Consider the following 26,239-nt stretch of genomic DNA (forward strand, 5'->3'; position numbering starts at 1 on the left):
AAAGTATCAAACGGAAAAGCCCATGTAACAATGCTGTTACATGGAAAATTTAATGTCGGGGTAGTGTAAGAGTCACGTCCAGGCCGCCCTCGGGCCAGTTCGCTATCTCAAGATCGCCACCATGAGTTTGGGCAATGTTGCGGGCGATCCCGAGGCCAAGACCATGCCCTCGCCGGTGCTCCTGACCAAGGCGGTAATAGGGCTCGAAAATTCTCTCGAGCTCCGCTTCCGGAATTCCCGGTCCATGATCCCTGACATGTATGATGAGCTGCTCAGGGGAGTCCTCCACGCTGATGGTCGCAATCTCCCCGTACTTGATCGCATTATCCACCAGATTGCCCAGGCAGCGTTTCAGCGCCAGGGGCTTGCCCCGGTACGGGGAACAGCTTCCCTCCACTACAACCGCAGGGCTGTCTCCTGTATAGGCGTCCGCCATTCGACGCAACATGCCTTCAATATCAACAAGCTCGACGTTCTCATGGATGTCCGTATCCTTCACGCTTTGCAGGGCACCTTTTACCAACAACTCCAACTCCTGCAAGTCACTTTCAAAGCGCTCGCGAATGTCTTCATCGTCAATAAGATCGGCTCGCAGGCGTAGCCTGGTTATCGGTGTTTTAAGATCATGGGAAATTGCCCGAAATAACTGGTCCCGGTCACTGATATAGCTTTGAAGGCGTCGGCGCATGGCGTTGAACCCCCGGGTAACTGCAACAATTTCAGCACTGCCCAGCTCCCGCAATGGCGGCTGGTATTCGTCCAGCGGCAGATCCCGCGCCGCCCTGGCGAGCTTGCGCAATGGCCGGGTCTGGCGTCTCACCAGCCATGCCAGCACAGGAAAGAGTACGCCGATCATCACCAGGATAAAGACAATCTGCTGGCCGGGAATGCTTTCGTCACCCAATGACACATACGGCGATGGTAGTAGCGAGGCCAGATACAACCACTCACCATCAGCCACTTCAACCTGAGTGACCAGAACCGGGGGCTTGATGGGCTCGAGTGTCAATGCGTAATGAGCCCAGGATCGGGGTAACGCATCCAGTGGCAACTCGGTATTGAGGATTCTCAAGTCATCAGGGTGAACAAATTCAACATGCATATTAGTCGACTTGCCGAGCCGCCTTCTGAGCACCGACTCGACTTCCTCTTTAACCAGCCGCTTGCGCTCACTGTCTGGCAGCGCACGCATATCGATGCGCTTGTCGTTGAGAGAGACAAAAAAGCGTGAGCCCCCCATGTCACTTAGCTGATCCAATACGATATGACGGTATTGCAGCGGCAGGGACTTGAAGAACTGCGTGGTTGCCGCTGCGGAAGAAGCGAGGTTGCGGGTGGTGCTGACCAGCCCCTCCACTTGCTGCGCCCGGAAGGTGCCCACCCAGATCACGCTTGAGACCACCTGGGCAACACCCATAGCCAACGACGTCAGCAGCAGGATGCGGCCAAGCAGCGACGACGGCACAAGATGCCAGACTTTACGACCAGTCTTCATCGCCCCAGTATCATTCCGCAACATGGGTCACCGTTGCCGCCAGCAGGTAGCCAGCCCCACGCACGGTCTTGATCAGCCTGGGCTTGCGGCCCTGATCCCCAAGACGCTGGCGCAGGCGGCTGACCGCAACATCTACCACCCGGTCCAGCGGCATGGACTCGCGACCGCGAGTCACACCGGAAATGGTATCACGGTCCAGCACTTCATTGGGGTGAGCGAGGAAAAGCTGCAACAGGGCAAAGTCGGCGCCAGACAGCGCGATGGTGTTTCCCTCCTCCGAGATGAGTTCGTGGGCCAGAGTGTCCAGCCGCCAGCCATCAAACCGGACAAACCTGGGGTTTTCCGCCCGGGTGAAACTCGAACGCCGCAACAAGGCTTTGACCCTGGCCTGTAATTCACGTGCACTGAATGGTTTTGCCAAGTAATCGTCGGCACCGATTTCCAGGCCCACCACCCGGTCGGTTTCATCGGAGCTAGCCGTCAGCATGATGATGGGCACCTGCGAATGCTCACGTATCTCGCGACACAGCGTAAAGCCGTCATCCCCGGGCAACATAACATCCAGCACAATTAGGTCCACCCGTGACTGTGCCAGACTTTGACGCATTTCATCGCCGTCAGCGGCTGTCATCACGTCATAGCCAACCCGGGACAGGTGTTCCTGCAATAGCTGGCGTATCGCCAGGTCGTCGTCCACGACAAGGATCGACGCTTTTGCATCAGACATTGGGAGACCTTTCTTGTTATTAAGGGGGGTCAGCATAGGATTAAAAGCTAAGGGGCAAAAGTCCCACGACTCTCAAGGCGGTCCCATTTCACACGCCAGAACCAACGCCCAGAACTCCGAGAAGTCATTGACCACCACGTCGGGCTTGTGGGGGTGCTTGTGGGTGCCGGGGAAAATCTTGTTCAGCCAGGGCAGGTCCCATTGGGCGCCATTGAAGAATACCGAGGTCAGTCCGGCCCGCTTGGCGGAAATGACATCGGTGGTACTGTCTCCCACGTACCACACGCTCGGGTCCGGCGGGTAGTCCAGCTTCTGGATGGCCAGCAACAGCTGGTCCGGGTGGGGTTTACGCAGAGGCGTGTCGTCACCGCATACATCCACATCGAACAGCTCTGTCCAGCCCGTGTCCTCCACGGCGGCCAGTTCGTGCTCAAAGAACTCCCGGTCGCGGTTGGTGATCACCCCGACCTGGATGTCCAGCTTGCGGAGCCCCTCCAGAACCTCCCGCACCTTGGGTTCGAAGGCTTTCACCGTTCCGAAATGCTCACGGTAGTGGCGGTTGAACACCGTGTGGGCGATCTGCTTGGCATCCTGATCGTCGCCAAACAGCACTTCGAAGATATCCGTGCGGGAGATCTTGCGATCGGCCCGAACCTTGGGGTGCAGGCAGGCAAACTCACGCACGTAGGCCACCAGGCGTGCATCCTCGGGGGTCTTGCTGTCCTCCGGCGCCATCATGCGATCGCTCAGCCCCAGCTCGGCAAACTCCGGCAGCATATCGTCCACCGCGTGGTACATGGCATCCAGGGTATCCACCAGGGTGGCGTGCCAGTCAAACAGCACCACCGCCGGCCTGATCAGCTTCACCACGGCTGGATGCCAGTCCGGCTCAATCCTCGGCGCCGGCCGCTCCGGCGGCGGGTACGGGCGCGGGCGTGCCTCCGCCGGGGTCATGGCAAAACTCTCCGGGTGTCCGCGCTCCAGCAATGCCAGCAGGTCCATCAGGTCCTCGAAGCTGTCCAGGATCGCCGCCGGCGCATCCCGGTGACTGAACCAGCTGTCGATGCGGCCCGCTTCCCAGCAGGCACCGTTGTAGAAGACACCGGACACCCCGGCCTTGTTGGCGGTCAGCATGTCCACGTAGCTGTCACCCACATACCACGCCCGGTCGTCCAGGGGCAGGTCCAGTTTTTCCAGGGTCTTCAGGATCACCTGTGGATCGGGCTTGTATTCGGTGACGTCATCGGCACAGACGGTGGCATCAAACAGGTTGGCCCAGCGACCCTCATCCACCGTACGCAGCTCCTTGTCGAGGAATTCCCGGTTGCGGTTGGTAGACACCGCCAGTTTGAGGCCCATGCGCTTCAGGGCGGTAAGATACTCATAGGCCCCTGGCTGAAAGGGTTTGACCTGCCCGAAATACTTCCGGTAGCACTCGTTATAGGCCTTGTGGGCAATCAGCTTGGCGTCCCGGTTGTCGCCGAATATCGCGTTGAAAATATCGGTGCGGGACACCCGCCGTTCCGCCAGGATGCGGGGGTGCAGTCGCCGGAAGATGCGGATATAGCGCACCAGGCGGGCATCGTCCTGGGTCCGGCACTGGTCCTCTGGCAACAGCTGTTCCACCAGCCCCAGATCCTCCAGTTGGGGCAGCATGTCTTCCATGGCGCTGAACATGGCATCGTGGGTGTCCACCAGGGTGCCGTGCCAGTCAAAAATCAGCACCGACGGCGGTGGCAGGCAGTCACTGAATCGTGCCATCAATCGATCTCCTGGACTGGGCCCGGATTTCTGGGCTGAAACCGGGAACCGGGCGTAAAGGTCTGTTGTCTCCCAGTTAAACGCAAGATACCACGATGCACAAAAAAACCACGCTGCCGAGTAAAACCTGTCCGGTCTGCCAGCGCCCCTTCTCATGGCGCCGCAAATGGTCCCGGGACTGGCATCAGGTGCGCTACTGCAGTGAACGCTGCCGGAGAAACCGGAACACTGCGCCATGACCACCATTATCCGGTTCAAACGGGAGGCTTCCGGTCCGACGGCGATCTTGCTACGCTCGCGTCTGGGCCAGACGACTTGCGGCCCTGCCAATAACAACATCAACAAAGGTCCTGACGCCCTGGCGTGATTCCATGAACTGGTCCGTGCTGCTTCCCTACGATTTCTCGCCCCTGACGGTTCTGGCTTACCTGCTGGCCGCATCCGGCTATATCTGGGCTTTCCGCGCCCTGCCCCACGGCGAGCGCCCCGGACCGGTGCGGGTATTTGCTTTCTTCCTTGGCCTGGGTCTGTGCTACGCGGTCATGCAGACCCGGTTCGACTACTACGCCCAGTACATGTTCTTTATCCACCGGGGCCAGCACCTGATCCTTCACCACCTGGGGCCTGTGCTGATTGCCCTGTCCAACCCGCTGCCGATCCTGCGTTTCTGGCACGGGCAGATCAAGCCGTATCTGGGGGCCTGGGCTGCCCCGGTCAGGGTGAGCTACAACATACTGCAGCAACCGCTCATTGCCGCTTTCCTTTTTGCGGGGCTGGTGTATTTCTGGCTCTGGCCGCCCATCCATTTCGATGCCATGCTCAGCCGTGACCTTTACTGGGTGATGAACTGGAGCATGCTGCTGGACGGGCTGCTGTTCTGGTGGCTGATTTTCGACTCCCGCTCGCCCCACGACACCGGGTCACTGGGGTACGGCAAGCGCATCCTGCTGCTGGTGCTGGTGGGGGTGCCACAAATGTTCCTGGGCGCCTGGATCGTATTCAACCGCGGAATGGTGTATGACGTTTACGAAGTCTGTGGCCGGGCCTGGCCCATGTCGCCGGAAGACGACCAACTGATTGGCGGCATCCTGACCTGGATTCCGCCGGCCATGATGAGCGTACTCGGCATCCTGATTGTGCTGTCCCGGGCCATGAAAGACGATCGCCCGAAGCCCCACCCAAACGCCCTGGAGGGAGCAACCCGATGAACTGGCCCAAGCCTCTGATGACAGCCTGCCTGGTTCTGCTGCTGAGCGGCTGTTTCGGTTCGGAACAGAACTGGCACGCCAAGGATATCGACGGTCTGATGCCGGAACTGCAGTTTACCCTGACCCGCGGCGACGGTGAGACAGTAACGGCGGAGGACTACCAGGGCCAGATCCGTCTGCTGTTCTTCGGTTTCACCAACTGTCCGGACGTCTGCCCCGCCACCATGGCACAGCTTGATCAGGCTATCGAGGCGATGCCCGACGACCTGCAGGCAGACGTCACCCCGTTGTTTGTCAGCGTCGACCCGAAACGGGACACCCCGGAAAAACTGGAAAACTACGTCAGTTTCTTCAACGACCGTACCGTGGGCCTGACCGCTGACACGGCTACCCTGCGGGACCTCGCCAAGCGTTATCGAACCACCTTTGGCTACGACGCGCCGGACGAGCGCGGCAACTACAACGTATCGCACAGCTCGGCGGTCTACGTGTTCGACGGCGACGGCGAGGCAAGGCTGTTGTTACGCCCCGGCCTGACCACCGAACAGATGACACAGGACCTGACCCGGCTGGCCCGTAGCAGCCGTTCCTGAAGACCTTCCCATCCGACCAGTGAACAGCTCCGGAACCAGAGTCACCAGCGGCGGGCAGCAGGGCAACACACTATCAGGACGGCATACCGCCGCCCGGCATGATCTGACTCTGTCACACCCGTAATGTCAGAACGGTCGCCGGTGGTTCACAATATCCCTCTCGGAGCTACTGATGCCACGCAGGCACGGTGGCTGATATACCCGTTGGAATGACCAGCGGTAACCCGCTTGATTGCCCCCCGATGCATGGGGGCTCAGGGAAGTCCGAAGTGTTAGGGAGATGTGCCCGTTATGCGCCGTTCCATCCGCTCCAGCCTGTTCCTGCTTGTTGCCCCCTTTGCCCTGACGTTTACCCTGCTGGCATGGGTCGTGAGCAGCAAGATCGGCCCCTGGCTGGCACAACCACTGGTTGCCAACTGCGCTGACAAGGGCTATTCCGAATGGTTCTGCAACCTGCAGGCCGGTCTCATGCCATGGCTGTTGCTGGGGGCGGGCATCCTGATACTGCTGTCCGTGACCGCCACTCTGTCCCTGGGCCTGTTCCGGGCCCATCTGAACGAGTTGCAGAAGGACGTGCTGGACTTCCAGAAGGGGCATCGCAATACACTGGACTCTGAGGCACCAACCGAAATAAGCCCCCTGGTTCAACTGCTCAATCGGATTCTCCAGGCGGGTGGCGAACACCGCCCGGAAAGGCCAAGTGCCTGGTCACTTGGCACCCAGGAACCACTGAGTTCCAGCGGAAACCGTCCGGTAACCCCCCCCACCAGAACCGGTCCATACGGACCGGCCTGTATCGCAGCCCGAGGCACCGCCACAGCGCCCTGCCCCCGGGCCCCGGGAGCCCGTCCGCCCGGAGCCGCCTGCGCCAGAAGCCGCACCGGCCCGTCCGCCAGAACCCAAAAGGAAGCCGGATCCACCCCCCGAGCGCGCACCAGCGCCTCCGCCGACACCAGCGCCCGATCCGGAAGACACGGAGGACCTGGAAGTGTCGTTGGAAGAACTGGACGCCGATCTCGACAAGGCCCTGAAGGAGGAACCCCCTCAGCCACGGCGACCAGTGGCTGCCCGGTCCAGACCTGAGCGCACGGCCAGCAGCGCCAACGGGGCCGCCAGGGCCACCGCACAGGACAGCCACCAGGCGCCAGTTACGCCGGCCACCAGCAAGAACCTGGCCTTTCCGACACGGAAGTGCCGCAAACTGCTCGCCATGCTGGGTCACCGATACCCGGACGTGAACTTCGACCTGATCACTGACGTGGCGGAAAGCGACCCCTGGACCATCCGCGAGGCGGAACTGACGGAAGTGTTTGGTCAGTTGCTGGACAACGCCGGCAAATACGCGGAATCCCAGGTCAATATCTTCCTGGCCATCAAGGGCAACATGCTGGTCTTCGGCGTGGCGGATGATGGCCCCGGCGTTGACCCCGAGCTGACACAGCAACTGGGTGAGCAAGGGTTCCGCGTTAATGAAGAAACGCCCGCCGGCGAAGGCCTGCTGACCGTGCGCCGGATTCTGGACGCCCACGGCGGCTCACTGGCCTTCGACCGCAGCCGGCTGGGGGGCCTTGAGGCCATCGCCGCTATCCCCGGGTCGCCGCTGGGCCGGAACTTCGCCTCCAGGGATGCGTATCACTGAGAGGCCGGAATAACCGCGGTCTCCGGGCTGTCAGGGTAAACCGTTGCCGGCAAACAAGCCCCTTTGCCTGCTGAACACTCTGTGGTACATATAGCAACCGACTGTTTGCAGAACCTTATCACCCACCAAGACGCCAGGTAATCAATCCGTGTCATCCAGCGCCCTGCTCCACTCGTTTCTGCGCCTGCTTGCACTGACGCTTCTGCCGTCAGCTCTGGCTGCATGGGGAGCCGCAGACCTCCTCTCCGCAGAATCGGACCAGCGCTTCCAGGTCTCGTCCGTGGAAGAATGCCTGAGCCTGGCGGCACGCGTTGACGACAGCAATCCGGATGACACCCCGGATGAGGCCACGCTCCAGCATCCGCCGAACGATCTGTCGCCCGGCCTTCAGACAACCCGCATCGGATTCCACCCCTCCACGGCTCACCTCCTCAGTGACCCCGGATTACCAAGGGCCCCACCGGCCTGACGCCTGCCCAACACCGGACTATGATAGAAGCTGAGTAAGCGGCCGACGGCCAGACTTGCCCAGGCCTGAAGTCCGGCTGTCCCCGAAGCTACTTCAAAAGCCTTTAAAGAAGGAGGTCATACCATGGCCTTTCGAAAGCTGCTGATCGCCAACCGCGGCGAGATAGCGGTGCGGATCGCCCGCGCCTGCCATGAGCTGGGCGTGCGCTCCGTTGCCATCTATTCCGAAGCAGACAAGTATTCGCTTCACGTCAAAAAGGCCGACGAGGCCTACCGCATCAGCCAGGACCCGTTGTCCGGCTACCTGAACCCGCACCACATCGTGAATATGGCCGTGGAAACCGGCTGTGATGCCCTGCACCCGGGCTATGGTTTCCTGTCGGAGAACGCGGAGCTGGCCGCCATCTGCGAACAACGGGGAGTCACCTTTGTGGGACCGTCCGCCGACGCCATCGGCGCCATGGGTGACAAGACCCGTGCCCGGCAGACCGCCATCGCTGCCGGCGTGCCAGTCACCCCCGGCTCCGAAGGCAATCTGGACGATGTGGAGGACGCCGTCCGCCAGGCCGATGACATTGGCTACCCGGTCATGCTGAAAGCCACGTCCGGAGGCGGCGGCCGGGGTATCCGCCGCTGCGACAACGAGAAGGAACTGCGCCAGAACTACGAACGGGTCATCTCCGAAGCCACCAAGGCCTTTGGCAGTGCGGAAGTCTTCCTGGAGAAGTGCATCATCGACCCCCGCCATATCGAAGTGCAGATACTGGCAGACCACCAGGGCAACGTGGTGCACCTGTACGAGCGGGACTGCTCGATCCAGCGCCGCAACCAGAAGCTCATCGAACTTGCGCCATCGCCGCAGCTGGATGAGAAGCAACGGCAATACATCGGCGACCTGGCCAGGCGTGTGGCCAGTGGCTGTGGCTATGTCAATGCCGGTACCGTGGAGTTCCTGCTGGATCATGACGGCAGCTTCTACTTCATGGAGATGAACACCCGGGTACAGGTGGAACACACCATTTCCGAGGAAATCACCGGGGTGGACATTATCAAGGCACAGATCCGCATTGCGGCTGGCGAACACTTGTGGCTGAAGCAGGAAGACATTTCCTATCGCGGCTTCGCCGCCCAGTTCCGTATCAACGCGGAGGATCCGAAGAACGGCTTCCTGCCCAGTTTCGGCCGCATCAGCCGTTACTATTCCGCCGGCGGACCAGGGGTGCGGACCGATGCCAATATGTACACCGGCTATGAGATTCCCCCCTACTACGATTCCATGTGCGCCAAGCTGATTGTCTGGGCCATGGACTGGCCGGAGCTGATTGCCCGTTCACGCCGGGCCCTGAATGACATGGCCATCTATGGGGTGCATACCACCATCCCCTATTACCAGGAGATTCTCGGCCACCCGGATTTCCAGGAGGCGAACTTCAATACCGGCTTCGTGGAACGCAACCCGCAACTGCTGGAGTACAGCACCAAGACCCGCCGTGAATCCGTCGCCACGGCCATCGCCGCTGCCATCGCCGCCCAGGCGGGCCTGTAACCGAATTCCGGAGAGAGATCATGAGCAAACGCAAGATTCACATTACCGACGTTATCCTGCGGGACGCGCACCAGTCACTGATCGCCACCCGCATGCGCACCGAAGACATGCTGCCGGCCTGCGAATGGCTCGACCAGGCCGGATACTGGTCACTGGAATGCTGGGGCGGCGCAACCTTTGACGCCTGTGTCCGGTTTCTGAAGGAAGACCCGTGGGAGCGCCTGCGCACCCTGCGCAAGGCCCTGCCCAACACCCGCCTGCAGATGCTGTTGCGGGGCCAGAACCTGCTGGGTTATCGCCATTACGGCGACGACGTGGTGGAGGCCTTTGTGGCCAAGGCCGCGGAGAACGGCATGGACGTGTTCCGCATCTTCGACGCCCTCAACGACGTGCGCAACCTGGAGACCAGCATCCGCGCCGTCAAGAAGGCGGGCAAGCATGCCCAGGGCACCCTGTGCTACACCGTCAGCCCGGTGCACACCGTGGATGCCTATCTGGAGCAGGCCAAGGCCATGGCCGACATGGGTGCCGACAGCATTGCTATCAAGGACATGGCCGGCCTGCTGGCCCCGGCGGTCACCGCCGAGCTGGTGGGTCGCCTGAAAAAGGAACTGACCCTGCCGGTATTCCTGCACTCCCATGCCACCTCCGGCATGGCCCCCATGTGCCAGTGGGCCGCCATGGAAGCGGGGGTGGATCATATCGACACCGCCCTGTCCGCCTTTGCCGGTGGTACCAGCCACCCGCCCACCGAGTCCCTGGTGGCGGCGCTGCACGACGCCGGCTACGAGACCGGCCTGGACCTGGAGCTGCTGGACAGGGCCACCCGTCACTTCCGCGAGGTGCGCAAGACGTACCACCAGTTCGAGAGCGACTACAACGGCGTGGACACCTCGGTACTGCTGTCCCAGGTGCCGGGGGGCATGATGTCCAACCTGGCCAACCAGCTCAAGGAACAGGGTGCCCTGGACCGCATACAGGAGGTATTCGAGGAGATCCCCCGGGTACGCAAGGACCTGGGCTACCCGCCGCTGGTCACGCCCACTTCCCAGATCGTGGGCACCCAGGCGGTGATCAACGTGCTCTCGGGCAAGCGCTACGACACGATCACCAATGAGGTGAAGAAGTACTTGCAGGGCTGGTACGGCAAGGCACCGGCGGACGTGGACCAGGAGCTGCAGCGCCGCGCCGTGGGCTCTGAGGACCTGATCACCGAGCGCCCGGCCAACCTCATACCCAGGGAGTTCAGCGACCTTGGCAAGCAGGTGGGCGAACTGGCCCAGACCGAGGAAGACGTGCTCACCTACGCCATGTTTCCGGACCAGGCCCGCAGCTTCCTGGAACAGCGGCGTGATGGCACCCTGCAGCCGGAACCCCTGGAGCCCATTCCCGGCAAGGGTGATGGGGGCCCGATCTCAACCCAGTTCCAGATTACGGTGCACGGTGAAAGCTACGACATCCACGTGACCGGCGCCAATCCGGTTGAGGAGTCCCGCCGCCGCTTCTACATGACCGTGGACGGCATACCGGAGGAAATTGAACTGGAGTCCACCGGCCAGGAAGGCGGCTCCTCGGCCAGTGGTCGTGGCCGCGCCACGCAGGAAGGCCATGTCACCACCAGCATGCCCGGTAATATCGTGGACGTGCTGGTGAAAGATGGCGACAGCGTGTCCGCCGGCGACCCGGTGCTGATAATCGAAGCCATGAAAATGGAGACGGAGGTCAAGGCAACCGTGTCTGGCACGGTGCAGGCTGTCCATATCAAGAAAGGCGACCGGGTCACCCCGGGCGAAACCCTGATCGAAATCGAATGAGTCCCTCCTGCCCCGGCTGCGGCCGGGGCCTTTTTTCTCCCGGAGAATGCAAAGAATGAAGAAACACCTGTTGTTGCCGGCAGCGACCCTGCTGTCGGTATCCGGCCCGCTATCGGCCGCCCCCGCTTCAGAGGCACTGTCACTGATCAACCACCCGGTCGGCTACCTGGCCATCGCCATCTTTGTGCTGGGCTACGTGTTGGTGATGCTGGAAGAGAAGATCCACCTGGCCAAATCCAAGCCCATGTTGCTGGCAGCCGGCCTGATCTGGGTACTGCTGGCCATTGTCTACCGGATGCACGGCATTGATGGCGAGGTAGAAGAAGCCATCCGCCACAACTTCCTGGAGTACGCCGAGCTTTTCTTCTTCCTGCTGGTGGCCATGACCTACATCAATGCCATGCTGGAACGAGGGGTTTTTGACCAGCTACGGCTGTGGCTGCTGGGCCAGGGCTTCGGTTACCGCAGGCTGTTCTGGATCACGGGCACCCTGGCGTTTTTCATCTCGCCGGTGGCCGATAACCTCACCACGGCCCTGATCATGTGCGCGGTGGTCATGGCCGTGGGCCGCGACAGTACCCGCTTCGTATCTCTGTCGTGCATCAATATCGTGGTGGGTGCCAACGCCGGCGGAGCCTTCAGCCCCTTCGGCGATATCACCACATTGATGGTCTGGCAGAAGGGTATCCTGCCTTTTCAGGACTTCTTCCACCTGTTCCTGCCCAGCCTGGTGAATTTCCTGGTGCCCGCCGCACTGATGCACTTCGCCCTGCCTGAGGGGCAGCCCATGGCGGCAGAGAACCGCAGCAAAGTACTGCGCCCGGGCGGGCTGGTGATCTGCGCCCTGTTCCTGGCCACTATCGCTACCGCTATCAGCTTCCATCAGTTTCTGCACATCCCGCCGGTGTTCGGGATGATGACCGGGTTGGCCTACCTCAAGCTATTCGGCTACTTCCTCAAACGCCACGAGGAGTACCACTGGGACGAATCCTCCGAGACCCCGCCGGGCCACAGCCCCCGAGGCTCCTTCAATATCTTCGATCACATCGCCCGGTCGGAGTGGGACACGCTATTCTTCTTCTACGGCGTCATCCTGGCGGTAGGTGGCCTGGGCTTTATCGGCTACCTGGGCCTGATATCCAACACCCTGTATGTCGACTTGGGCCCCACCGTGGCCAACTCCATGATCGGCGTGATCTCGGCGTTGGTGGACAACATCCCGGTCATGTTTGCTGTCCTGTCCATGAACCCGGATATGTCGGACATGCAGTGGCTGCTGGTCACCCTGACCGCTGGCGTCGGCGGCAGCCTGCTGTCCATCGGTTCCGCGGCCGGAGTTGCGTTGATGGGCCAGGCCCGGGGCCAGTACACCTTCTTCAGCCATCTCAAGTGGACGCCAGCGATTGCCCTGGGCTATGCCGCCAGTATCTGGGTACACTTCCTGATAAACGGATAGGCAGGGCTCCAAGGGGAGAACAGGACATGAAGATTGGCGAAGTGGCGCAGCAGGCTGGCATTCCGGTGGAAACGGTGCGCTATTACGAGAAGATCGGACTGCTACCGCAACCGGACCGGCAGGCCAATGGCTATCGGCGCTACCGCCAGTCTCACCTGGACCGTTTGCTGTTCATCCGCCGCTGCCGCAACCTGGACATGGCCCAGGATGAAATCCGCGAACTGGTCCGCCTGGCGGACCAGCCGGATGCCGACTGCAGCGAAGTGGATGCCCTGCTGGCCCGGCACCTCGAACACGTGCGGGAACGGCTTGAGGAATTGCAACAACTGGAGTCAACCCTGTCCCGGCTACAGCAGGCCTGTTCAGAGGGCCGCACCGTGGCAGAGTGCGGCATTCTTGGCGGGCTGTCAGACGAGCTGACAGGCAACTTGCCCCACGACAGTCACAACCATATTCCGGGCAGTCATGGCACCCGGTAAGAATTACCGGCCTGATTGCTTGACGCTGTAGCGCTTGACCCTGTAGCTACTACAGGCCTTGTAATGACCATAGTCAAAGATCAGGAGGTCATTATGAGCAGTTGCTGTTCCGCCCCGGAGCCAAAGAACCCTTCCCCGGGATTCCGCCGCGCCCTGTGGATTGCCTTGTGGGTCAATCTGGCCATGTTCGTGATTGAGGGCGTCGCCAGCTTCCAGTCTGGCTCCGTCTCCCTGATGGCCGACGCCATCGACTTCTTTGGCGACAGCGCCAACTACCTGCTGTCGCTGTCGGTGCTGTCCATGGGCATGCTCTGGCGTGGCCGGGCGGCCATGGTCAAGGGCGTCACCATGACGGTTTTCGGTATCGCCGTACTGGCCCGGGCGGTCTGGGTCGCCCAGAGTGGCATCACCCCCGAGGCCGTCACCATGGGGCTGATCGGCTTCCTGGCACTGGCGGCCAACGCCTCGGTCGCCTGGCTGTTGTTCCGGTACCGTACCGGTGATTCCGACATGCGCTCGGTGTGGCTGTGCAGCCGCAATGATGCCATCGGCAACGTGGCGGTGATGGTGGCGGCCCTGGGTGTATTCGGCACCGGCACCGCCTGGCCCGACCTGGCCGTGGCTGCGGTGATTGGCAGCCTGGCTGTGACCTCCGGCATCAGCGTTGTCCGCCACGCCCGCAGTGATATCAGAGATGCCCATCTGGCGGGTGGCACAACCCACTGATGGGGCACGTGGCAGACCAACCCGGTCAATGGCGCGTATGATGGGGCACTGACGCTTTCGCGCTCCTGAACCAGGCGAGCGCCCCAACAAAAATCACTAACAAAAGGTACCAGCCGATGACCAAAGCCATTCGATTTTCCGAAACCGGCGGCCCGGACGTCCTCACCCTGGAAGATATCCCACAGCCGGAACCGGGCCCAGGTCAGATCCGCGTGAGTAACCGCGCCATCGGTCTGAACTACATCGAGATCTACTTCCGCTCCGGCGTCTATCCGGTGCCCTCCCTGCCCTCGGGCCTGGGTACGGAAGGCGCCGGTGTGGTGGACGCCATCGGCGCTGACGTCACCGACTTCCAGGTGGGCGACCGGGTGGCCTATGCCCAGGCACCGCTGGGCTCCTACGCCGAACAGCACGTGCTGCCAGCAGAGAAAGCCATCGGCATTCCGGATGATGTGGACTTCGAAACCGCAGCGGCCACCATGCTCAAGGGCCTGACCGTGCAATACCTGCTGCGCCAGACCTACCCGGTGAAGGCCGGTGAGACGATCCTGTTCCATGCCGCCGCCGGCGGTGTCGGCCTGATCGCCTGCCAGTGGGCAAAAGCCCTGGGGGTAAAACTGATCGGTACCGTAAGCGGCCCGGAGAAGGCCAAGCTGGCCATGGACCATGGCGCCTGGGCCACCATCAACTACAAGGAAGAGAACATCGTGGAACGGGTGCGGGAGCTGACCAACGGCGACATGGTGCCCGTGGTCTACGATTCCGTGGGCAAGGACACCTGGGAAACCTCTCTGGACTGCCTGCAGAAGCGCGGCCTGATGGTCAGCTTCGGCAACACCACCGGCCCCGTGAGCGGCGTCAACATCGGCATCCTCAACCAGAAGGGCTCGCTGTTCGTCACCCGGCCCAGCCTGGCCGGCTACGCCGACACCCGCCCCCGCTTCGAAGCCATGTGCGGCGAACTGTTTGAAATGCTATCCAGCGGCGCCATCAAGGCGGATATTAACCAGCGCTTTCCCCTGGCGGAGGTGGCAAAAGCCCATGAGGCCCTGGCGAGTGGGCAGACCACCGGCTCGACGGTGTTGCTGCCCTGATCGTAATGAAAAACGGGAGCCTGTCGGCTCCCGTCACCAATCACACTGGTCAAACGCCTGTTGATCCGGATTGGCTCTTTGATCAATTGTGTTCTTGAGTGTTCATAGCACCGAAAAACGCACTTTTTCAAAGAGCAATCTGCACCTCACCTACTCCGCCAGCTCCCGATCAATCGCCTGCTGAACCTGCCGGAAAAAGGCCAGACGCTCCGCCCCGTGGGTAGCGCCCTGACGATCCGAGGCCTGTGGCCAGTTGCCGTTGGACGCAATGACCAGGTTCCGCTGCGGGTCGATGAAAATACCCTGCCCAAAGATGCCCCGGGCCATGAACGCGCCGTCGTCCAGGGTCCACCATTGGTAGCCGTACCCGTAGTCCGGCTGGTCCGTCTCCGCCTGCGTGCTGGTGGCCTGGGTCAGCCAGCCGTCGGGCAAAACCGGTTCGCCGTCAACCATGCCGCCGCCCAGAATGAACAGGCCGAATCGGGCGAAGTCACGGGTGGACGCCTGTATGCAACAGCCACTGATTTCGTGCCCCGTGGATCCCAGCAGCCAGCTGGCATCCTGCTCCATACCGAAAGGCTTCCAGATCTTCTCCGAAAGATAGTCGGACAGGGTCTTCCCGGTGGCGGAGCTGACCAGTACGCCAATCAGGTTGGTTTCGCCGGTCTTGTAGACCCATTTGGTACCGGGGGGCGCCTCCGCTTCCAGCTGGCGCATATAGCTCACGGTGACATCGACGCCCGGGTCGGCTTCGTGGGCGTTGAACAAGGCGACATCGGATTGGGGATCCGCGTAATCCTCATTCCAGGCCACACCCGACGTCATGGTCAGCAACTGCCGGATGGTGACATTGTCGTAGGCCGAACCCTGGAGGTCCGGAATATACGCCGACACCTTGTCTTCGAGACTGTCGATATACCCGTCTCTCAGGGCGGCGCCGACCAGAGTGGAGGTAAAGGACTTGGCCACCGAGAAGCTGGTCCAGCGTCCCTCTGGACCGAAGTCCAGGCCATAACGCTCAAACCGTACCTTGCCGTCCTGCACGATCAGCAACGCGGCAGTGCGCTGGGACGCCATAAAGGCATCAACGTCCGCATCCAGGTCCAGCGGTTCGCCTTCGGGTAACGGATAGGGATTGTCTCCCGCCTCGATGGTCCGGGATTTCGACAGCAGGGGCACCCGGTCCATGGCTCGGAACACGGCATCCCGCTGCGGGGTTTCCCAGAAAAGCACATTGGTATCAGTTGGCATATTCAGCACCAGCCGGCGCATGTCCTTGTCCGCCATGGCCCAGAACGTTCCGCACGCCAGCACAATCAGAACGATGACTGCTACAGTCCATTTTTTCATATTGTCTCTATTTCTGTTTTATTAGTTAGGGGCCCGACGGGGGCAGAATGCGGTTGATTGCCGGGTTCCATGCCTACCACTCAATTTGAATATCGGTACCGACCTGGACCAATTCCATGAATTCATCCATTTCCGGGTTGGTGAGTGCGATACACCCATCTGTCCAGTTGAATTGCTGAGTCAATGGCGCTAACCACCCCAACCAATTTCTCTGACCATGGACCATGATAAAACCTCCAGGTGATACACCGCGTTGCCTGGCACCTGCTATATCCTGGTCGTTTGGATAGCTGACATGCATTGCCCGATAAAAGGCGGAATCTTCCTTTTTATAATCCAATGTGTAGGAACCTTCGGGCGTTCTTTCATCACCTTCCTGCTGCTTATGGCCCTTGGGGTTGGCACCAAAAGCGACATCGTATTCCTTGATCACTTTTTCGCTATCAAGCAGATACATCTTGCGTTCCGACTTGTCTACTTTGACAAGATCAACGCCAGCAAGGGCAGAATTTGTCAACGCGATGAACAGTAATACGATGTATCTCATAGCAAGTAGCGCCCGCCACCACCGGCGATCAAACCAGAGCAAAGTGGCGTTTTTGGCATCTGGTGCGTGGCATTGTATGGATAATTTCTGCCGTGTTTGGGTAAATTGAGGCCCACCCCCAGTGGCCGCTGGGGGCCTTCGTGCAGCAGCTCGATGCTTGGCAGGCTCCTCTTTCGAGAGACCGGTAACCAGTGCGTAGCGCTGCATGACTCTAAAGCGATAACTCGAACAGTCATCGGGGCCTCGAGCCCGTATAGCAAGGCAGAGTCAGCTTATTATGAACAACACGGAAATCCAAACTTCAGTCAATATCGGAGTCGATGTCGGTAAAGAAAACCTGGACATCGCCCTCCATCCCTCAGGGCAATTTCACACTATTCCAAATACCGAAGCCCACATCCGGCATTTCATTAAAATTCTCAAAGACTACAAGGTCGAACGCATCGTCGTGGAAGCCTCAGGGCGGTACGAGCACGCGCTGGTTCAAGCCTGTAACCAGGCTGATCTACCCATCATTGTAGTCAACCCAATCAGCGTTCGGCGCTACGCCCAGGCTATCGGTGTGCTCGCCAAAACCGACCGGATTGATGCACAGATCATTGCCCGATATGCCGCCACGCTGAAACCCGAATTCAAGCCGATTCCGGATAAAACATCTCAGAAAATTAAAGACTTACTGGTCAGGCGCACCCAGCTTCTGGAGATGTCCACGATGGAGAAAAACCGTCTCCAGATTTTGCCAAAATCCCTCCACAGATCCATTAAAAGCCTGCTCAGGATGCTCCAGAACCAGATCGAAACGGTCACTCGACAGATCGAAGAGGAGGTCGCCAAAGTCGATCATTGGCGGACTAAAATGGAGATCATGACCAGTGTGCCCGGCGTTGGGAAAGTACTCGCCTACACCTTCCTGAGTGAGCTTCCAGAGTTCGGTTCGCTGAACCGAAAGGAGATTGCCGCGCTCGTCGGCGTCGCTCCCATCAACAGGGACAGCGGCAAGCTCAATGGCAAACGCAGGATACGAGGAGGCCGCCATAGAGTACGCACGGTGATGTTCATGGCCATGCTCTCATCGATCCAGTGCAACCCCGTGTTCAAGCGATTCTATGAGCGCCTGAAAGCCCAGGGGAAGATACCGAAAGTCGCTCTCATCGCCTGCATGAGAAAGATGATTGTGGTGCTCAATACCATGATGAAAAATCAGGAGCCGTGGCGTGAAAAAATGGCCTGATTAATGGGTTTGACACCACAGTCACTGGTTATGCGGCATGCAGCGGCTTGATCCGATCCACTTCTTCCTCAACCGATTGAGCGGCAATCCAAAGGTCAACAGAGCGCTTCACATCCAGCCAGAATTCCAGCGAATTCCCAAACAAACGGGCAAGCCGAAGCGCCATTTCAGGGCTGACAGCACGACGTTCGCGCAGTAATTCATTAACTGACTGGCGAGAGACACCCAGAGATTCAGCCACCCCCGGAACGGTCAGTCCATAGTCCGGAAGAAAATCCTCCCTCAGCATTTCTCCAGGATGAGTCGGTTTGCGCTGCATACCAGTAGTATTAAGAATAGCCATAGTGATCACCTCACTCAATGGTAATCACACACTTCGACCTCATACGCATCGCCATCGTCAAAACGAAAGCCGATAAGTCACTGATCATTTATTGAAATTGCGTACTGCCCCTGCCTGTTTCCCGACAGCGGGTGGAGGCGAACCTGATCATACGGCAAAGCGTATTCCGTCACGTGACGCGTGCCAACGAAGGTAGGCGTTTCCTGCCTCTTTTCGTCGTTACACGAGGAAGTTACCGCCTTCCGTTGGCGGTAGGCAGGATGCGGGCGTCGCTCTAATTATTGATACGACACTTCCCGCTTGGTTACCAGGCAGGTATTACCGGATTCAGACGGGGTCAGATAATAGTTCAGGCCGTTGCCATTTTTCAGCGCCATCGTTGTTTCGTTCAATGACCCTGCATAATCCATTTCGCCAAACATTTCCTCACGAACGATCTGGCAGGGCTGCTCGACGGGATAAGTCTCTGTGTAAGACCAATCGCACTGGCCGCCCCGCGGAACGATTGTTAGAGATATATGGCTATCGCCGTCGGAGTAGTCCTTAACAATGACGGAATCAAAGAACCGCTCATTGACGGCTTCCTTGTTCCAGAAATCATGTGAAGCATGTGCATGCTTCTTGACCAGGAAGTCCGCCAGTTTCTTCGTCGTCTCAAGGCAGTTAGTGAAACCCGCCGCTCTGGCCTGGTCCTCTACCGTGGTTGCCAGAGATGCCTGTGCCGCAAACGAAAACAACAGGGCTAAACCTACCTTTTTCATCTTGTCTCCTGATTGAGCTTGATTGGGATTCGGCGTCCCCAAACGACGCCTGACAATTGGCGTACCGCAGCCCTCGGCTATGTTCCGGTTACCCGGCTTTTTGCCATTGATCCCGCCGCGCTACGCTGATGATAAAAGTCTGCATCGACCGGGCCGCCAATGCGAGCAAACCGTGGAGAAAAGGCTGATTTTTTGCAGGATTTTGCAGAATATGCGTGTGGTGGTCAGAGAACAAATGGAGATCCAGAAAGAGCTGTTTCAGCCAGCCGAAAAGCCGGCAAGGTCGACCTTTATCTCTCGGATAGCCCTCTGATCGGAAGGAGACGATAGTGGCGGAAGGGTATGGGAGTCGAACCCACCAGGCACGCGTTGCGCACCTCACCGGATTTGAAGTCCGGGCGCTCCACCGGGAAGCGATCCCCTTCCATTGTTCAGGTGTCGGCAGTGTAACCTTTTTCGTCGTTGCCTGGGACAGTGACCGCCTTGCGTTGGCGGTAGGCTGGCTGCAGGCGGCGCTCCTCGTTGATGAAGGCGGTGACGCCGGCGCGGTCCAGATATTCCAGTACGCTGACCGTGAGGCGGCGGCCAATGCCGGAGCGGTCCCGGTAGGCGCGGGCGTCGAAGGCGCCGGTGGGGGAGTTTTCCGCCAGTTCCACAGCTATCGCCGCCAGCTCGGTGACCATTTCCGGTCGGTAGAAGCGGTTGGGGGCGACTGCCACCAGTTGGCCCAGGCGGTCCATCCTCTCCAGGAAGGCCAGCATGTCATCCCGCGTCAGGCCCAGGGCCTCGGCCAGTTCGCCGGCAATCGGCGGTTTCAGGCCGGTACCCTCCAGTTGCCCCAGAACCCGTTCCAACAGCGCCTTATCGGTGGAATCAAGCCTGGGCCAGTGTGCCGGCCGGCGGAGGCGAAAGCCGCTTCGGCACACCTCGCCTTGATCGATCAGCCCCTGTAGCAGGCGATGGCGCACCCGCTGGTCCAGCTGCGGCCCCGTCAGGCGGGTCAGTTCCGCTTCTGTGGGGCCGATCTGCTCCGGGCAGTCCAGGTGCCATTTGTCCAGGCGCTCCAGCAGACGAGACTGCCACCGTGTCCAGTGGTCGGCTGCAAAGGCAAGACGCAAAGACCCGGCCCGGATCACCATCGGACGCAGCCGCCCCAGCAGCTCATCCAGGCGGTCATCGGTCAGGTTGTTGGCCCTGGCGAACGGGTCCAGATCCACACCCTGTGACTGCGCCTGCAACCGGGCATTCAGGCGCCCGGTGACATCCCGACTGGCTGACAGGGCCGCCAGCAGACCCGTCCGGCTGTCCGCCGACCGCCCCCGCCGCAGGCCAAAGGGATCCACCACCCGGCCGCCGCCGATGGTGCTGTTCAGGGCCGGATCTCGCAGGATCAGCCGATCATCGGTGCATGCCTGCACGGGGTGCTCCAGCATCAGCTGAGCCAGTGCAGGCGCGTCAGGCGTTGCCGGCGCCAGCATGACTACCCGGGCACTGCGCGCCGCCGCGCCGATGTGGACCTGGAAGGTGCCCCGGTGCAGCCGGGCCTCTTGTGACAGATTCAGCGCGACGTCAAGGCGGTCGGTGGGCTGGTGCAGCCAGGGCGCGACCAGCCAGTCACCCCGCTGGATACTGTCACGGCTGATGTCGCCGGCCAGGTTCACGGCACAGCGCTGGCCCGCCCGCACCCGATCCACGCTCTCCCCATGTACCTGTAGGCCACGAACCCTTAGTGGAATTCCCGCCGGCGACATCATCAGCGTGTCTTCCCGGCACAGGGGGCCGTCGAGCAGGGTTCCGGTGACCACGCAGCCGCTGCCTTTCACGGAGAAACTACGATCTACCACCAAGCGGACGCCTGCCGCCGGGGGTTCCGGTTGTCGTTCATGTTCGATGGCCCGGCTTGCCAGCCACTTGGACAATGCTGGAACGCCCTCCCCGGAGATCCCTGAGACCGGGAACACCGGCGCCTCTGCCAACCCGGTATCCGCCAGCATCTGCGAGACTTCCGCCCTGACCTCTTCAAGGCGCCGCCCATCCACCCGATCTGTTCGCGTCAGGACCACAAGGCCCTCACTCGCACCTAACAGATCGAGAATGGCCAGATGCTCCCGGGTCTGGGGCATGGGGCCGTCGTCGGCCGCCACCACCAGCATCACCGCATCCACCGCCGCCACGCCGGCGACCATGTTGCGGATGAACTTCTCGTGGCCGGGTACATCTACGAAGCCGAGCCAGTGGCCCTGCTCCGTGCGGGTCCAGGCGAAGCCCAGGTCGATGGTGAGACCGCGACGCTTTTCCTCCGCCAGCCGGTCCGTATCTTCACCGGTCAGCGCCTTGATCAGGGTGGTCTTGCCGTGGTCCACATGACCGGCGGTGGCGATGATCACGGCTCGTTTGCCTCCGCTTCAAGCTGCGCCAGAAAGGCTCCGGAATCCTCCAGGCAACGGCAGTCCAGCAGCAGGGCATCTTCGGAAACCCGCCCGATCACGGGAATGGGCAACTGTCGCAGACGGGCGGACAGCTCTTTGAGCTGGCGGCTGCGCTGGCGTTTATTGCCCGACACCGGCGTCAGGCGCACAGCGGCGCTGGGCAGCAGGTCCAGCGGCAGCGAGCCGCTGCCGATCTGGCTTTTGACTTCTGCCACACTCACGTCCCAGTCTTTCCCGGCCCACTCGGACAGCGGCCCGGCGATAGTGTCGGCGGCCTGCCGAATCGCCGCTTCGGGGCGGGTCAGCAACCGCAGGGCCGGCACCCGCTCAACCACGATGTCCGGGTTGCCATAGAGCCGCAGCACTGCTTCCAGGGCCGCCAGGGTCTGTTTATCGCACCGCAGGGCCCGTTTCAGGGGGTTCTTGCGGATCTTGCTGATCAGCTCGGCACGGCCAGCGATGATGCCTGCCTGGGGGCCGCCCAGCAGCTTGTCGCCACTGAAGGTAACCACGTCCGCACCCTTGTCGAGGGTTTCCCGCACCGTGGGTTCGGCGGGTAGTCCCAGGGCCACCATGTCTAGCAGGCTGCCACTGCCCAGGTCCACGGCCAGGGGGAGTTGGTGGTCATGGGCGATGGCGGCCAGTTCTGCCTCCGCCACTTCCGCCGTGAAGCCCTCGACCCGGTAGTTGCTGGTATGGGCCTTCATCAGCAGGCCGGTGCGGGGGCTGATCGCGTTCTCGAAATCCCGGGGATGGGTGCGATTGGTGGTGCCGACTTCATGAAGCTTGCAGCCGGCCCGGGCCATGATGTCAGGCAGGCGAAAGGCGCCGCCGATCTCGATCAGCTCGCCCCGGGAGACAATCACTTCCTTGCGCCGGGCCAGGGAGTTGAGCACCAGCAACACGGCGGCGGCATTGTTGTTGACCACGGTGGCGGCTTCGGCGCCGGTCAGGCGGCAGACCCACTCCTCCACATGGTCGTCCCGGTCGCCGCGCTTGCCCTTGTCCAGATCGAACTCCAGGTTGGACGCCCCTGAGGCCACAGACACCATAGCCTCAATGGCTTCCTGGGGCAGCGGCGCCCGGCCGAGGTTGGTGTGCAACACCGTGCCGGTCAGGTTGAACACCCGCCGCAGTGAAGGGGCCACCGTCGACAGAACAGACCGCTCCACAGCGGCGGCGAAATCGGTATCGTCAAAGGGCTCCGATTGCTGGCGCCATTGGTCCAGCCGCTCACGGATAGACTCCAGCACCACGGGACGGCCATGGATAGCGCAGAGCCGCACCATGACTGGCCAGGCAAGGATCAGGTCCACGGAGGGTGGCCGTAGTCGGGTGCCCTGCGCAGAAATTGGTTCAGATGAAGTCATGAATTCCGCCATCCCTGGCGGACCAGGGATGTCTACTCCGTATGTGTCAGTAGCCGGACAATCTCCTCCAGGGCCTCATCCGCCAGTGCCCGCATCTCGTCATCGGTACGGTCCTGGATCGGGTGGCCCACGAACACCATGGCCGGCTCGAAACCCAGGGTTTTCGACTGGGCCGCTGCGGCCTGGATAAACTCGCTGGAGGCAACGCCTACGCCCGGAATGTTGCGACCTTCCAGGTCCGCGATGTCATGTGTACAACACGACGTGCAGGAACCTCAGTCGGCCAGCCCTTCCACGATCAGGTCCACTTCACCGGCGATCTGCTGTTTCAGCTCGGTGGGGGCGACCCGGGTGAACGTGGGCTTGCGGTAGCGTTTGACGGTCACCTCCATGGCGGTCAGGCGTTCCTCGATGCGATCCAGGAACACGTCACCCCGGGGCTTGGAGATATCCAGCAGCCCGACGGTCTTGCCCGCCAGACTGGCGGGCCGGGCCAGCCTGGCCCGTACCGCCGGTGACAGCTCGCCCGTGGGGTCGAGCATCACGCCTGTGTGTGTCATACCTTCACCTCTCTGGTTACAGGACTGGAACCGACCGGACCGGAAGCGGCCCAGCCGGCAATAACGGCAGAAAACAGGCCGGCGGTGCCGCCAGCCCGGACAATCAGTAACCCGCCGGGGCGGAACTTGGGCACGGTCTTGTCCCGGAACTGCTCCGGGATGCCTTCCGCAATGCCGCCGGCGCCGGCGACCATTTCCTCCCCGGGGAACCGGAGCAGTGATTCCAGTTCCTCCAGCAAACGGGCCTTGGTCCAGCCCGCCTCGATAAACACGCGGCTATGCTCGGGGGAGACCACCAGCACCGCATCGCCGGCCATGGCCATCTTGGGGTGGTCCACGGCCCTCAGGGCCAGTGCAAAGGACTTTGCCAGCGACTCGGGCGTACGGGACTTCTGGTCGACAACGCCCTGCACGCCTTCCCCGGCAAACAGGGTAACCGCCGAGTTGCCGGAAGGTACGCCACGCTCCTCGGCGAGGGGCAGCCATTCGCTGTCCTCCGCTTCGGCAAAACAGAAGGTGTACTTGCCCGGTGTGCCCAGGGTGGCCCGGTCGATCTCGCCGGGGCGGCCGCCGCCGACATTGCGCACAATCAGCTGCAGGGCCCGGCCGATGGTGGCATTGGCGCGATTGCCCTGGCCCAGAGCATTGGCCCCGGAATTCATGCCGATGGCTTTGGTGACCGGACCGTTGGCGATAATCATGGGCCCACCAAACATGGTGGTACACAACAGGCCATGAAGCCCGAATTCATCGGTCAGGGCCGCTTCCAGGGCCGCCAGCAGCACCGGCATGTATTCCGGTTTGCAGCCGGCCATGACCGCGTTGATAGCCACCTTTTCCACCGTGCAGGGGGCCAGGTCCGGCGGCGCCAGGCCGACCTCCTCCGCCGGGTCACGGTCGGTGCCCTTGAGCATCCGCAGCACCCGTTCCGGGGTCGGTGGCACCACCGGCAGGCCATCGCTCCAGCCCCGCTCATAGCAGGCTTCGATCAGGTCATCGGCATCAGTCTCAATCTCGCGGGCGCTGAGGCGGGTGTCGCCAAACTGTACTTCCAGCTTCTCGGCAATACCCGGCTCCAGGGTTTTCGAGCCGCAGCCGGGACGCATCGGGGGCAGGTCCTCCCCCAGCGTCGCGATGCCGGTCATCTGCTGCCAGTCCCCCCGGTGCCAGCCATAGGTCCGTTCCACTTCCTGGCCGTTCTCAACACGGATAAGGGTGGGCACGAACTCGGTCTTCAAACGAAAGGAGTGCTCCAGGGTGGCGTCATGGTGTGCACCACTGACACCCTCTGCAAAAGCGGGGTCATCCTGGGAATAGACGGTGAGCGGGCCGGCCTGGCGGTCAATATCCGCCAGCAACGGTTCGATCAGCTGGCAGGTGGGGCAGTCGCGCTTGGCGACCACGATCAGGCCATCGGGTAATGAAGGCATGGTTTTGGTTCCGCCCGGTTTCCGGGTCTTGTTGACGTTTGGGGATGGAAAACAGGATAGCAGGCGGCAGGAAAAAATCGAGCGGTTGTCCTAAAAACGATGCTGATTGAGATCTCCGCAGGGCTGTGGAACAGTAGTATTCTGACCACAAAGAGGCCGGAAGACACGACCATGAAAACCGTCTACTCGCCGCTGCATCACCGCCGCACCGCCACCTCCGAACTGGATGGCGGGGTACTGATCGAACCCCACGAGCGACCGTCGCGGGCCGAAACCATCCTGCAGCGTGTTCGCGACCAGTCACTGGGTGAGATTGTGGCGCCGGTTAACTTCGATCTGGCCCCCATTCTGCGGGTGCATACCCTGGAGTACGTCAGCTTCCTGGAACACTGCTGGAGCGAGTGGGCCGCCGCCGGCAAACCGGGCGAGGCCATCCCCCAGTTCTGGCCGGCCCGTGGCATGCGCCAGCGGGTGCCGAAAGACATCGACGGGCGGTTGGGCTATTACGCCCTGGGTGCAGATACGTCTATCACCGATGGCACCTGGGAGGCAGCCCGGGCCTCGGTGGACGTAGCCCTCACCGCCCAGCGGCTGGTGGCCGATGGCGAGCGGGCAGCCTTCGCCCTTTGCCGACCCCCGGGCCATCACGCGGCAGCCGACCTGTTCGGTGGCTACTGTTTCTTCAACAACGCCGCCATTGCCGCCCAGGCTTTCCTGGACCAGGGCGCGAAACGGGTGGCCATCCTGGATGTGGACTTCCACCACGGCAACGGCACCCAGAGTATTTTCTATCGCCGCAATGACGTGCTGACCATCAGCCTGCACGGGGATCCGGATCTGGTATTTCCCCACTTCCTGGGCTTTGAGGACGAGATTGGCGAGGGTGACGGCGAAGGCAGCAACCTGAACCTTGTCTACCCGCCGGGCACACCGTTCAGCGAATGGCGGCAGGGCCTCGAGACTGCCTGCAAGCGCATTGCGGACTTCAGGCCGGACGCGCTGGTGGTGCCCCTGGGCGTGGACACTTTCGAGGGTGACCCGATCTCGTTCTTCAAACTGACATCAGAGGACTACCTGGCAATGGGCGAACGCCTGGGCCGGATGGGCCTGCCGACGCTGTTTACCATGGAAGGGGGTTATGATGTGGAGGCCATCGGGGTCAATGTGGCCAATGTCCTGACGGGGTTTGACCAGCTGGCCTGATCTCGCTCA

General features: G+C 61.2%; 25 protein-coding genes and 1 tRNA gene. 14 read left to right on the forward strand and 12 right to left on the reverse strand.

Annotation, left to right across the window (positions count from 1 at the left end; translation table 11 throughout):
• Window positions 1-49 precede the first annotated feature (49 nt).
• From ACFOZ5_RS09350 to ACFOZ5_RS09360, 3 genes are all read right to left on the reverse strand, one after another.
• On the reverse strand, window positions 50-1,495 hold the full coding sequence (locus tag ACFOZ5_RS09350; protein WP_379886778.1) for an ATP-binding protein: 1,446 nt from the start codon (window positions 1,493-1,495) through the stop codon (window positions 50-52).
• A gap of 10 nt (window positions 1,496-1,505) precedes the next feature.
• Window positions 1,506-2,222 carry a response regulator gene (locus tag ACFOZ5_RS09355; RefSeq protein ID WP_379886779.1) on the reverse strand — a complete coding sequence of 239 codons (717 nt, stop codon included), beginning with the start codon at window positions 2,220-2,222 and terminating at the stop codon, window positions 1,506-1,508.
• Between the two features lie 72 nt (window positions 2,223-2,294).
• Window positions 2,295-3,983: an HAD family hydrolase gene (locus tag ACFOZ5_RS09360; protein ID WP_379886780.1), complete on the reverse strand. Its 1,689-nt coding sequence runs from the start codon at window positions 3,981-3,983 to the stop codon at window positions 2,295-2,297.
• Window positions 3,984-4,078: 95 nt separating this feature from the next.
• On the opposite strand from ACFOZ5_RS09360, the gene ACFOZ5_RS09365 reads away from it, so the two are divergent.
• The 12 genes from ACFOZ5_RS09365 (at window position 4,079) to ACFOZ5_RS09420 (ending at window position 15,006) form a co-directional block, all read left to right on the forward strand.
• Window positions 4,079-4,222, forward strand: a complete 144-nt coding sequence (locus tag ACFOZ5_RS09365; RefSeq protein ID WP_379886781.1) for a DUF2256 domain-containing protein — start codon at window positions 4,079-4,081, stop codon at window positions 4,220-4,222.
• 132 nt (window positions 4,223-4,354) lie between these two features.
• Complete coding sequence (locus ACFOZ5_RS09370; RefSeq protein WP_379886782.1) at window positions 4,355-5,191, forward strand: cytochrome c oxidase assembly protein; 837 nt, start codon at window positions 4,355-4,357, stop codon at window positions 5,189-5,191.
• A complete protein-coding gene (locus ACFOZ5_RS09375) occupies window positions 5,188-5,784 on the forward strand; it encodes an SCO family protein (protein WP_379886783.1) in 597 nt (198 codons plus the stop codon). Before ACFOZ5_RS09370 ends, ACFOZ5_RS09375 begins: the two co-directional genes overlap by 4 nt.
• 291 nt (window positions 5,785-6,075) lie before the next feature.
• Entirely contained in the window at window positions 6,076-6,867 is a 792-nt protein-coding gene (locus ACFOZ5_RS09380) for a hypothetical protein (RefSeq protein ID WP_379886784.1), read from the forward strand.
• Window positions 6,773-7,423 (forward strand): ATP-binding protein, encoded by a 651-nt coding sequence (locus tag ACFOZ5_RS09385; RefSeq protein WP_379886785.1) that lies wholly within the window; start codon window positions 6,773-6,775, stop codon window positions 7,421-7,423. The genes ACFOZ5_RS09380 and ACFOZ5_RS09385 overlap by 95 nt, the downstream gene beginning before the upstream one ends.
• A 148-nt stretch (window positions 7,424-7,571) precedes the next feature.
• Complete coding sequence (locus ACFOZ5_RS09390; RefSeq protein ID WP_379886786.1) at window positions 7,572-7,892, forward strand: hypothetical protein; 321 nt, start codon at window positions 7,572-7,574, stop codon at window positions 7,890-7,892.
• A 123-nt stretch (window positions 7,893-8,015) separates the two neighbouring features.
• Complete coding sequence (locus ACFOZ5_RS09395; protein WP_379886788.1) at window positions 8,016-9,437, forward strand: acetyl-CoA carboxylase biotin carboxylase subunit; 1,422 nt, start codon at window positions 8,016-8,018, stop codon at window positions 9,435-9,437.
• Window positions 9,438-9,457: 20 nt separating this feature from the next.
• On the forward strand, window positions 9,458-11,251 hold the full coding sequence (gene oadA, locus ACFOZ5_RS09400) for a sodium-extruding oxaloacetate decarboxylase subunit alpha (RefSeq protein WP_379886789.1): 1,794 nt from the start codon (window positions 9,458-9,460) through the stop codon (window positions 11,249-11,251).
• A 55-nt stretch (window positions 11,252-11,306) separates the two neighbouring features.
• On the forward strand, window positions 11,307-12,707 hold the full coding sequence (gene nhaD / locus ACFOZ5_RS09405; protein WP_379886790.1) for a sodium:proton antiporter NhaD: 1,401 nt from the start codon (window positions 11,307-11,309) through the stop codon (window positions 12,705-12,707).
• A 26-nt stretch (window positions 12,708-12,733) separates the two neighbouring features.
• A complete protein-coding gene (gene cadR / locus ACFOZ5_RS09410; RefSeq protein ID WP_379886791.1) occupies window positions 12,734-13,186 on the forward strand; it encodes a Cd(II)/Pb(II)-responsive transcriptional regulator in 453 nt (150 codons plus the stop codon).
• A 93-nt stretch (window positions 13,187-13,279) separates the two neighbouring features.
• Window positions 13,280-13,912, forward strand: coding sequence for a cation transporter (locus tag ACFOZ5_RS09415; protein WP_379886792.1), 633 nt, complete (start codon window positions 13,280-13,282; stop codon window positions 13,910-13,912).
• 116 nt (window positions 13,913-14,028) lie between these two features.
• Complete coding sequence (locus ACFOZ5_RS09420; RefSeq protein ID WP_379886793.1) at window positions 14,029-15,006, forward strand: quinone oxidoreductase family protein; 978 nt, start codon at window positions 14,029-14,031, stop codon at window positions 15,004-15,006.
• Between the two features lie 150 nt (window positions 15,007-15,156).
• On the opposite strand, the gene ACFOZ5_RS09425 is transcribed toward ACFOZ5_RS09420, so the two are convergent.
• Window positions 15,157-16,356 carry a serine hydrolase domain-containing protein gene (locus ACFOZ5_RS09425; RefSeq protein ID WP_379886794.1) on the reverse strand — a complete coding sequence of 400 codons (1,200 nt, stop codon included), beginning with the start codon at window positions 16,354-16,356 and terminating at the stop codon, window positions 15,157-15,159.
• A gap of 73 nt (window positions 16,357-16,429) precedes the next feature.
• Window positions 16,430-17,110, reverse strand: a complete 681-nt coding sequence (locus tag ACFOZ5_RS09430) for a L,D-transpeptidase family protein (RefSeq protein ID WP_379886795.1) — start codon at window positions 17,108-17,110, stop codon at window positions 16,430-16,432.
• A 70-nt stretch (window positions 17,111-17,180) separates the two neighbouring features.
• On the opposite strand from ACFOZ5_RS09430, the gene ACFOZ5_RS09435 reads away from it, so the two are divergent.
• Window positions 17,181-18,134, forward strand: a complete 954-nt coding sequence (locus tag ACFOZ5_RS09435; protein WP_379886796.1) for an IS110 family transposase — start codon at window positions 17,181-17,183, stop codon at window positions 18,132-18,134.
• A gap of 28 nt (window positions 18,135-18,162) precedes the next feature.
• Here the strand turns inward: ACFOZ5_RS09435 and ACFOZ5_RS09440 are convergent, their stop codons facing one another.
• The 7 genes from ACFOZ5_RS09440 to ACFOZ5_RS09470 form a co-directional block, all read right to left on the reverse strand.
• Window positions 18,163-18,477 (reverse strand): HigA family addiction module antitoxin, encoded by a 315-nt coding sequence (locus tag ACFOZ5_RS09440; RefSeq protein ID WP_379886797.1) that lies wholly within the window; start codon window positions 18,475-18,477, stop codon window positions 18,163-18,165.
• Window positions 18,478-18,755: 278 nt separating this feature from the next.
• The gene (locus ACFOZ5_RS09445; protein ID WP_379886798.1) at window positions 18,756-19,238 is read right to left on the reverse strand and encodes a hypothetical protein; all 483 of its coding nucleotides are present in this window, start codon (window positions 19,236-19,238) and stop codon (window positions 18,756-18,758) included.
• 330 nt (window positions 19,239-19,568) lie between these two features.
• A tRNA-Sec gene (locus tag ACFOZ5_RS09450) sits at window positions 19,569-19,664 on the reverse strand.
• A gap of 5 nt (window positions 19,665-19,669) precedes the next feature.
• On the reverse strand, window positions 19,670-21,625 hold the full coding sequence (gene selB / locus ACFOZ5_RS09455) for a selenocysteine-specific translation elongation factor (RefSeq protein WP_379886799.1): 1,956 nt from the start codon (window positions 21,623-21,625) through the stop codon (window positions 19,670-19,672).
• Window positions 21,622-23,037, reverse strand: coding sequence for an L-seryl-tRNA(Sec) selenium transferase (selA, locus tag ACFOZ5_RS09460; protein WP_379886800.1), 1,416 nt, complete (start codon window positions 23,035-23,037; stop codon window positions 21,622-21,624). Before selA ends, selB begins: the two co-directional genes overlap by 4 nt.
• A 32-nt stretch (window positions 23,038-23,069) precedes the next feature.
• Window positions 23,070-23,597, reverse strand: a complete 528-nt coding sequence (locus ACFOZ5_RS09465) for a UGSC family (seleno)protein (protein WP_379886801.1) — start codon at window positions 23,595-23,597, stop codon at window positions 23,070-23,072.
• A complete protein-coding gene (locus ACFOZ5_RS09470) occupies window positions 23,594-25,027 on the reverse strand; it encodes a thioredoxin family protein (RefSeq protein WP_379886802.1) in 1,434 nt (477 codons plus the stop codon). Before ACFOZ5_RS09470 ends, ACFOZ5_RS09465 begins: the two co-directional genes overlap by 4 nt.
• Window positions 25,028-25,198: 171 nt before the next feature.
• On the opposite strand from ACFOZ5_RS09470, the gene ACFOZ5_RS09475 reads away from it, so the two are divergent.
• A complete protein-coding gene (locus ACFOZ5_RS09475; protein ID WP_379886803.1) occupies window positions 25,199-26,230 on the forward strand; it encodes a histone deacetylase family protein in 1,032 nt (343 codons plus the stop codon).
• The last annotated feature ends 9 nt before the right edge of the window (window positions 26,231-26,239 follow it).

It is taken from the genome of Marinobacter lacisalsi (genome assembly GCF_042651045.1).
GTDB classification, from domain to species: Bacteria; Pseudomonadota; Gammaproteobacteria; order Pseudomonadales; family Oleiphilaceae; genus Marinobacter; species Marinobacter lacisalsi.

Excerpts from the sequence above, each read along its gene's own strand:
- ACFOZ5_RS09350 (WP_379886778.1), bottom strand. The coding sequence starts at position 1,495 with ATGAAGACTGGTCGTAAAGTCTGGCATCTTGTGCCGTCGTCGCTGCTT.
- ACFOZ5_RS09355 (WP_379886779.1), bottom strand. The coding sequence starts at position 2,222 with ATGTCTGATGCAAAAGCGTCGATCCTTGTCGTGGACGACGACCTGGCG.
- ACFOZ5_RS09360 (WP_379886780.1), bottom strand. The coding sequence starts at position 3,983 with ATGGCACGATTCAGTGACTGCCTGCCACCGCCGTCGGTGCTGATTTTT.
- ACFOZ5_RS09365 (WP_379886781.1), top strand. The coding sequence starts at position 4,079 with ATGCACAAAAAAACCACGCTGCCGAGTAAAACCTGTCCGGTCTGCCAG.
- ACFOZ5_RS09370 (WP_379886782.1), top strand. The coding sequence starts at position 4,355 with ATGAACTGGTCCGTGCTGCTTCCCTACGATTTCTCGCCCCTGACGGTT.
- ACFOZ5_RS09375 (WP_379886783.1), top strand. The coding sequence starts at position 5,188 with ATGAACTGGCCCAAGCCTCTGATGACAGCCTGCCTGGTTCTGCTGCTG.
- ACFOZ5_RS09380 (WP_379886784.1), top strand. The coding sequence starts at position 6,076 with ATGCGCCGTTCCATCCGCTCCAGCCTGTTCCTGCTTGTTGCCCCCTTT.
- ACFOZ5_RS09395 (WP_379886788.1), top strand. The coding sequence starts at position 8,016 with ATGGCCTTTCGAAAGCTGCTGATCGCCAACCGCGGCGAGATAGCGGTG.
- oadA (WP_379886789.1), top strand. The coding sequence starts at position 9,458 with ATGAGCAAACGCAAGATTCACATTACCGACGTTATCCTGCGGGACGCG.
- nhaD (WP_379886790.1), top strand. The coding sequence starts at position 11,307 with ATGAAGAAACACCTGTTGTTGCCGGCAGCGACCCTGCTGTCGGTATCC.
- cadR (WP_379886791.1), top strand. The coding sequence starts at position 12,734 with ATGAAGATTGGCGAAGTGGCGCAGCAGGCTGGCATTCCGGTGGAAACG.
- ACFOZ5_RS09415 (WP_379886792.1), top strand. The coding sequence starts at position 13,280 with ATGAGCAGTTGCTGTTCCGCCCCGGAGCCAAAGAACCCTTCCCCGGGA.
- ACFOZ5_RS09420 (WP_379886793.1), top strand. The coding sequence starts at position 14,029 with ATGACCAAAGCCATTCGATTTTCCGAAACCGGCGGCCCGGACGTCCTC.
- ACFOZ5_RS09425 (WP_379886794.1), bottom strand. The coding sequence starts at position 16,356 with ATGAAAAAATGGACTGTAGCAGTCATCGTTCTGATTGTGCTGGCGTGC.
- ACFOZ5_RS09430 (WP_379886795.1), bottom strand. The coding sequence starts at position 17,110 with ATGCAGCGCTACGCACTGGTTACCGGTCTCTCGAAAGAGGAGCCTGCC.
- ACFOZ5_RS09435 (WP_379886796.1), top strand. The coding sequence starts at position 17,181 with ATGAACAACACGGAAATCCAAACTTCAGTCAATATCGGAGTCGATGTC.
- ACFOZ5_RS09440 (WP_379886797.1), bottom strand. The coding sequence starts at position 18,477 with ATGGCTATTCTTAATACTACTGGTATGCAGCGCAAACCGACTCATCCT.
- ACFOZ5_RS09445 (WP_379886798.1), bottom strand. The coding sequence starts at position 19,238 with ATGAAAAAGGTAGGTTTAGCCCTGTTGTTTTCGTTTGCGGCACAGGCA.
- selA (WP_379886800.1), bottom strand. The coding sequence starts at position 23,037 with ATGACTTCATCTGAACCAATTTCTGCGCAGGGCACCCGACTACGGCCA.
- ACFOZ5_RS09470 (WP_379886802.1), bottom strand. The coding sequence starts at position 25,027 with ATGCCTTCATTACCCGATGGCCTGATCGTGGTCGCCAAGCGCGACTGC.
- ACFOZ5_RS09475 (WP_379886803.1), top strand. The coding sequence starts at position 25,199 with ATGAAAACCGTCTACTCGCCGCTGCATCACCGCCGCACCGCCACCTCC.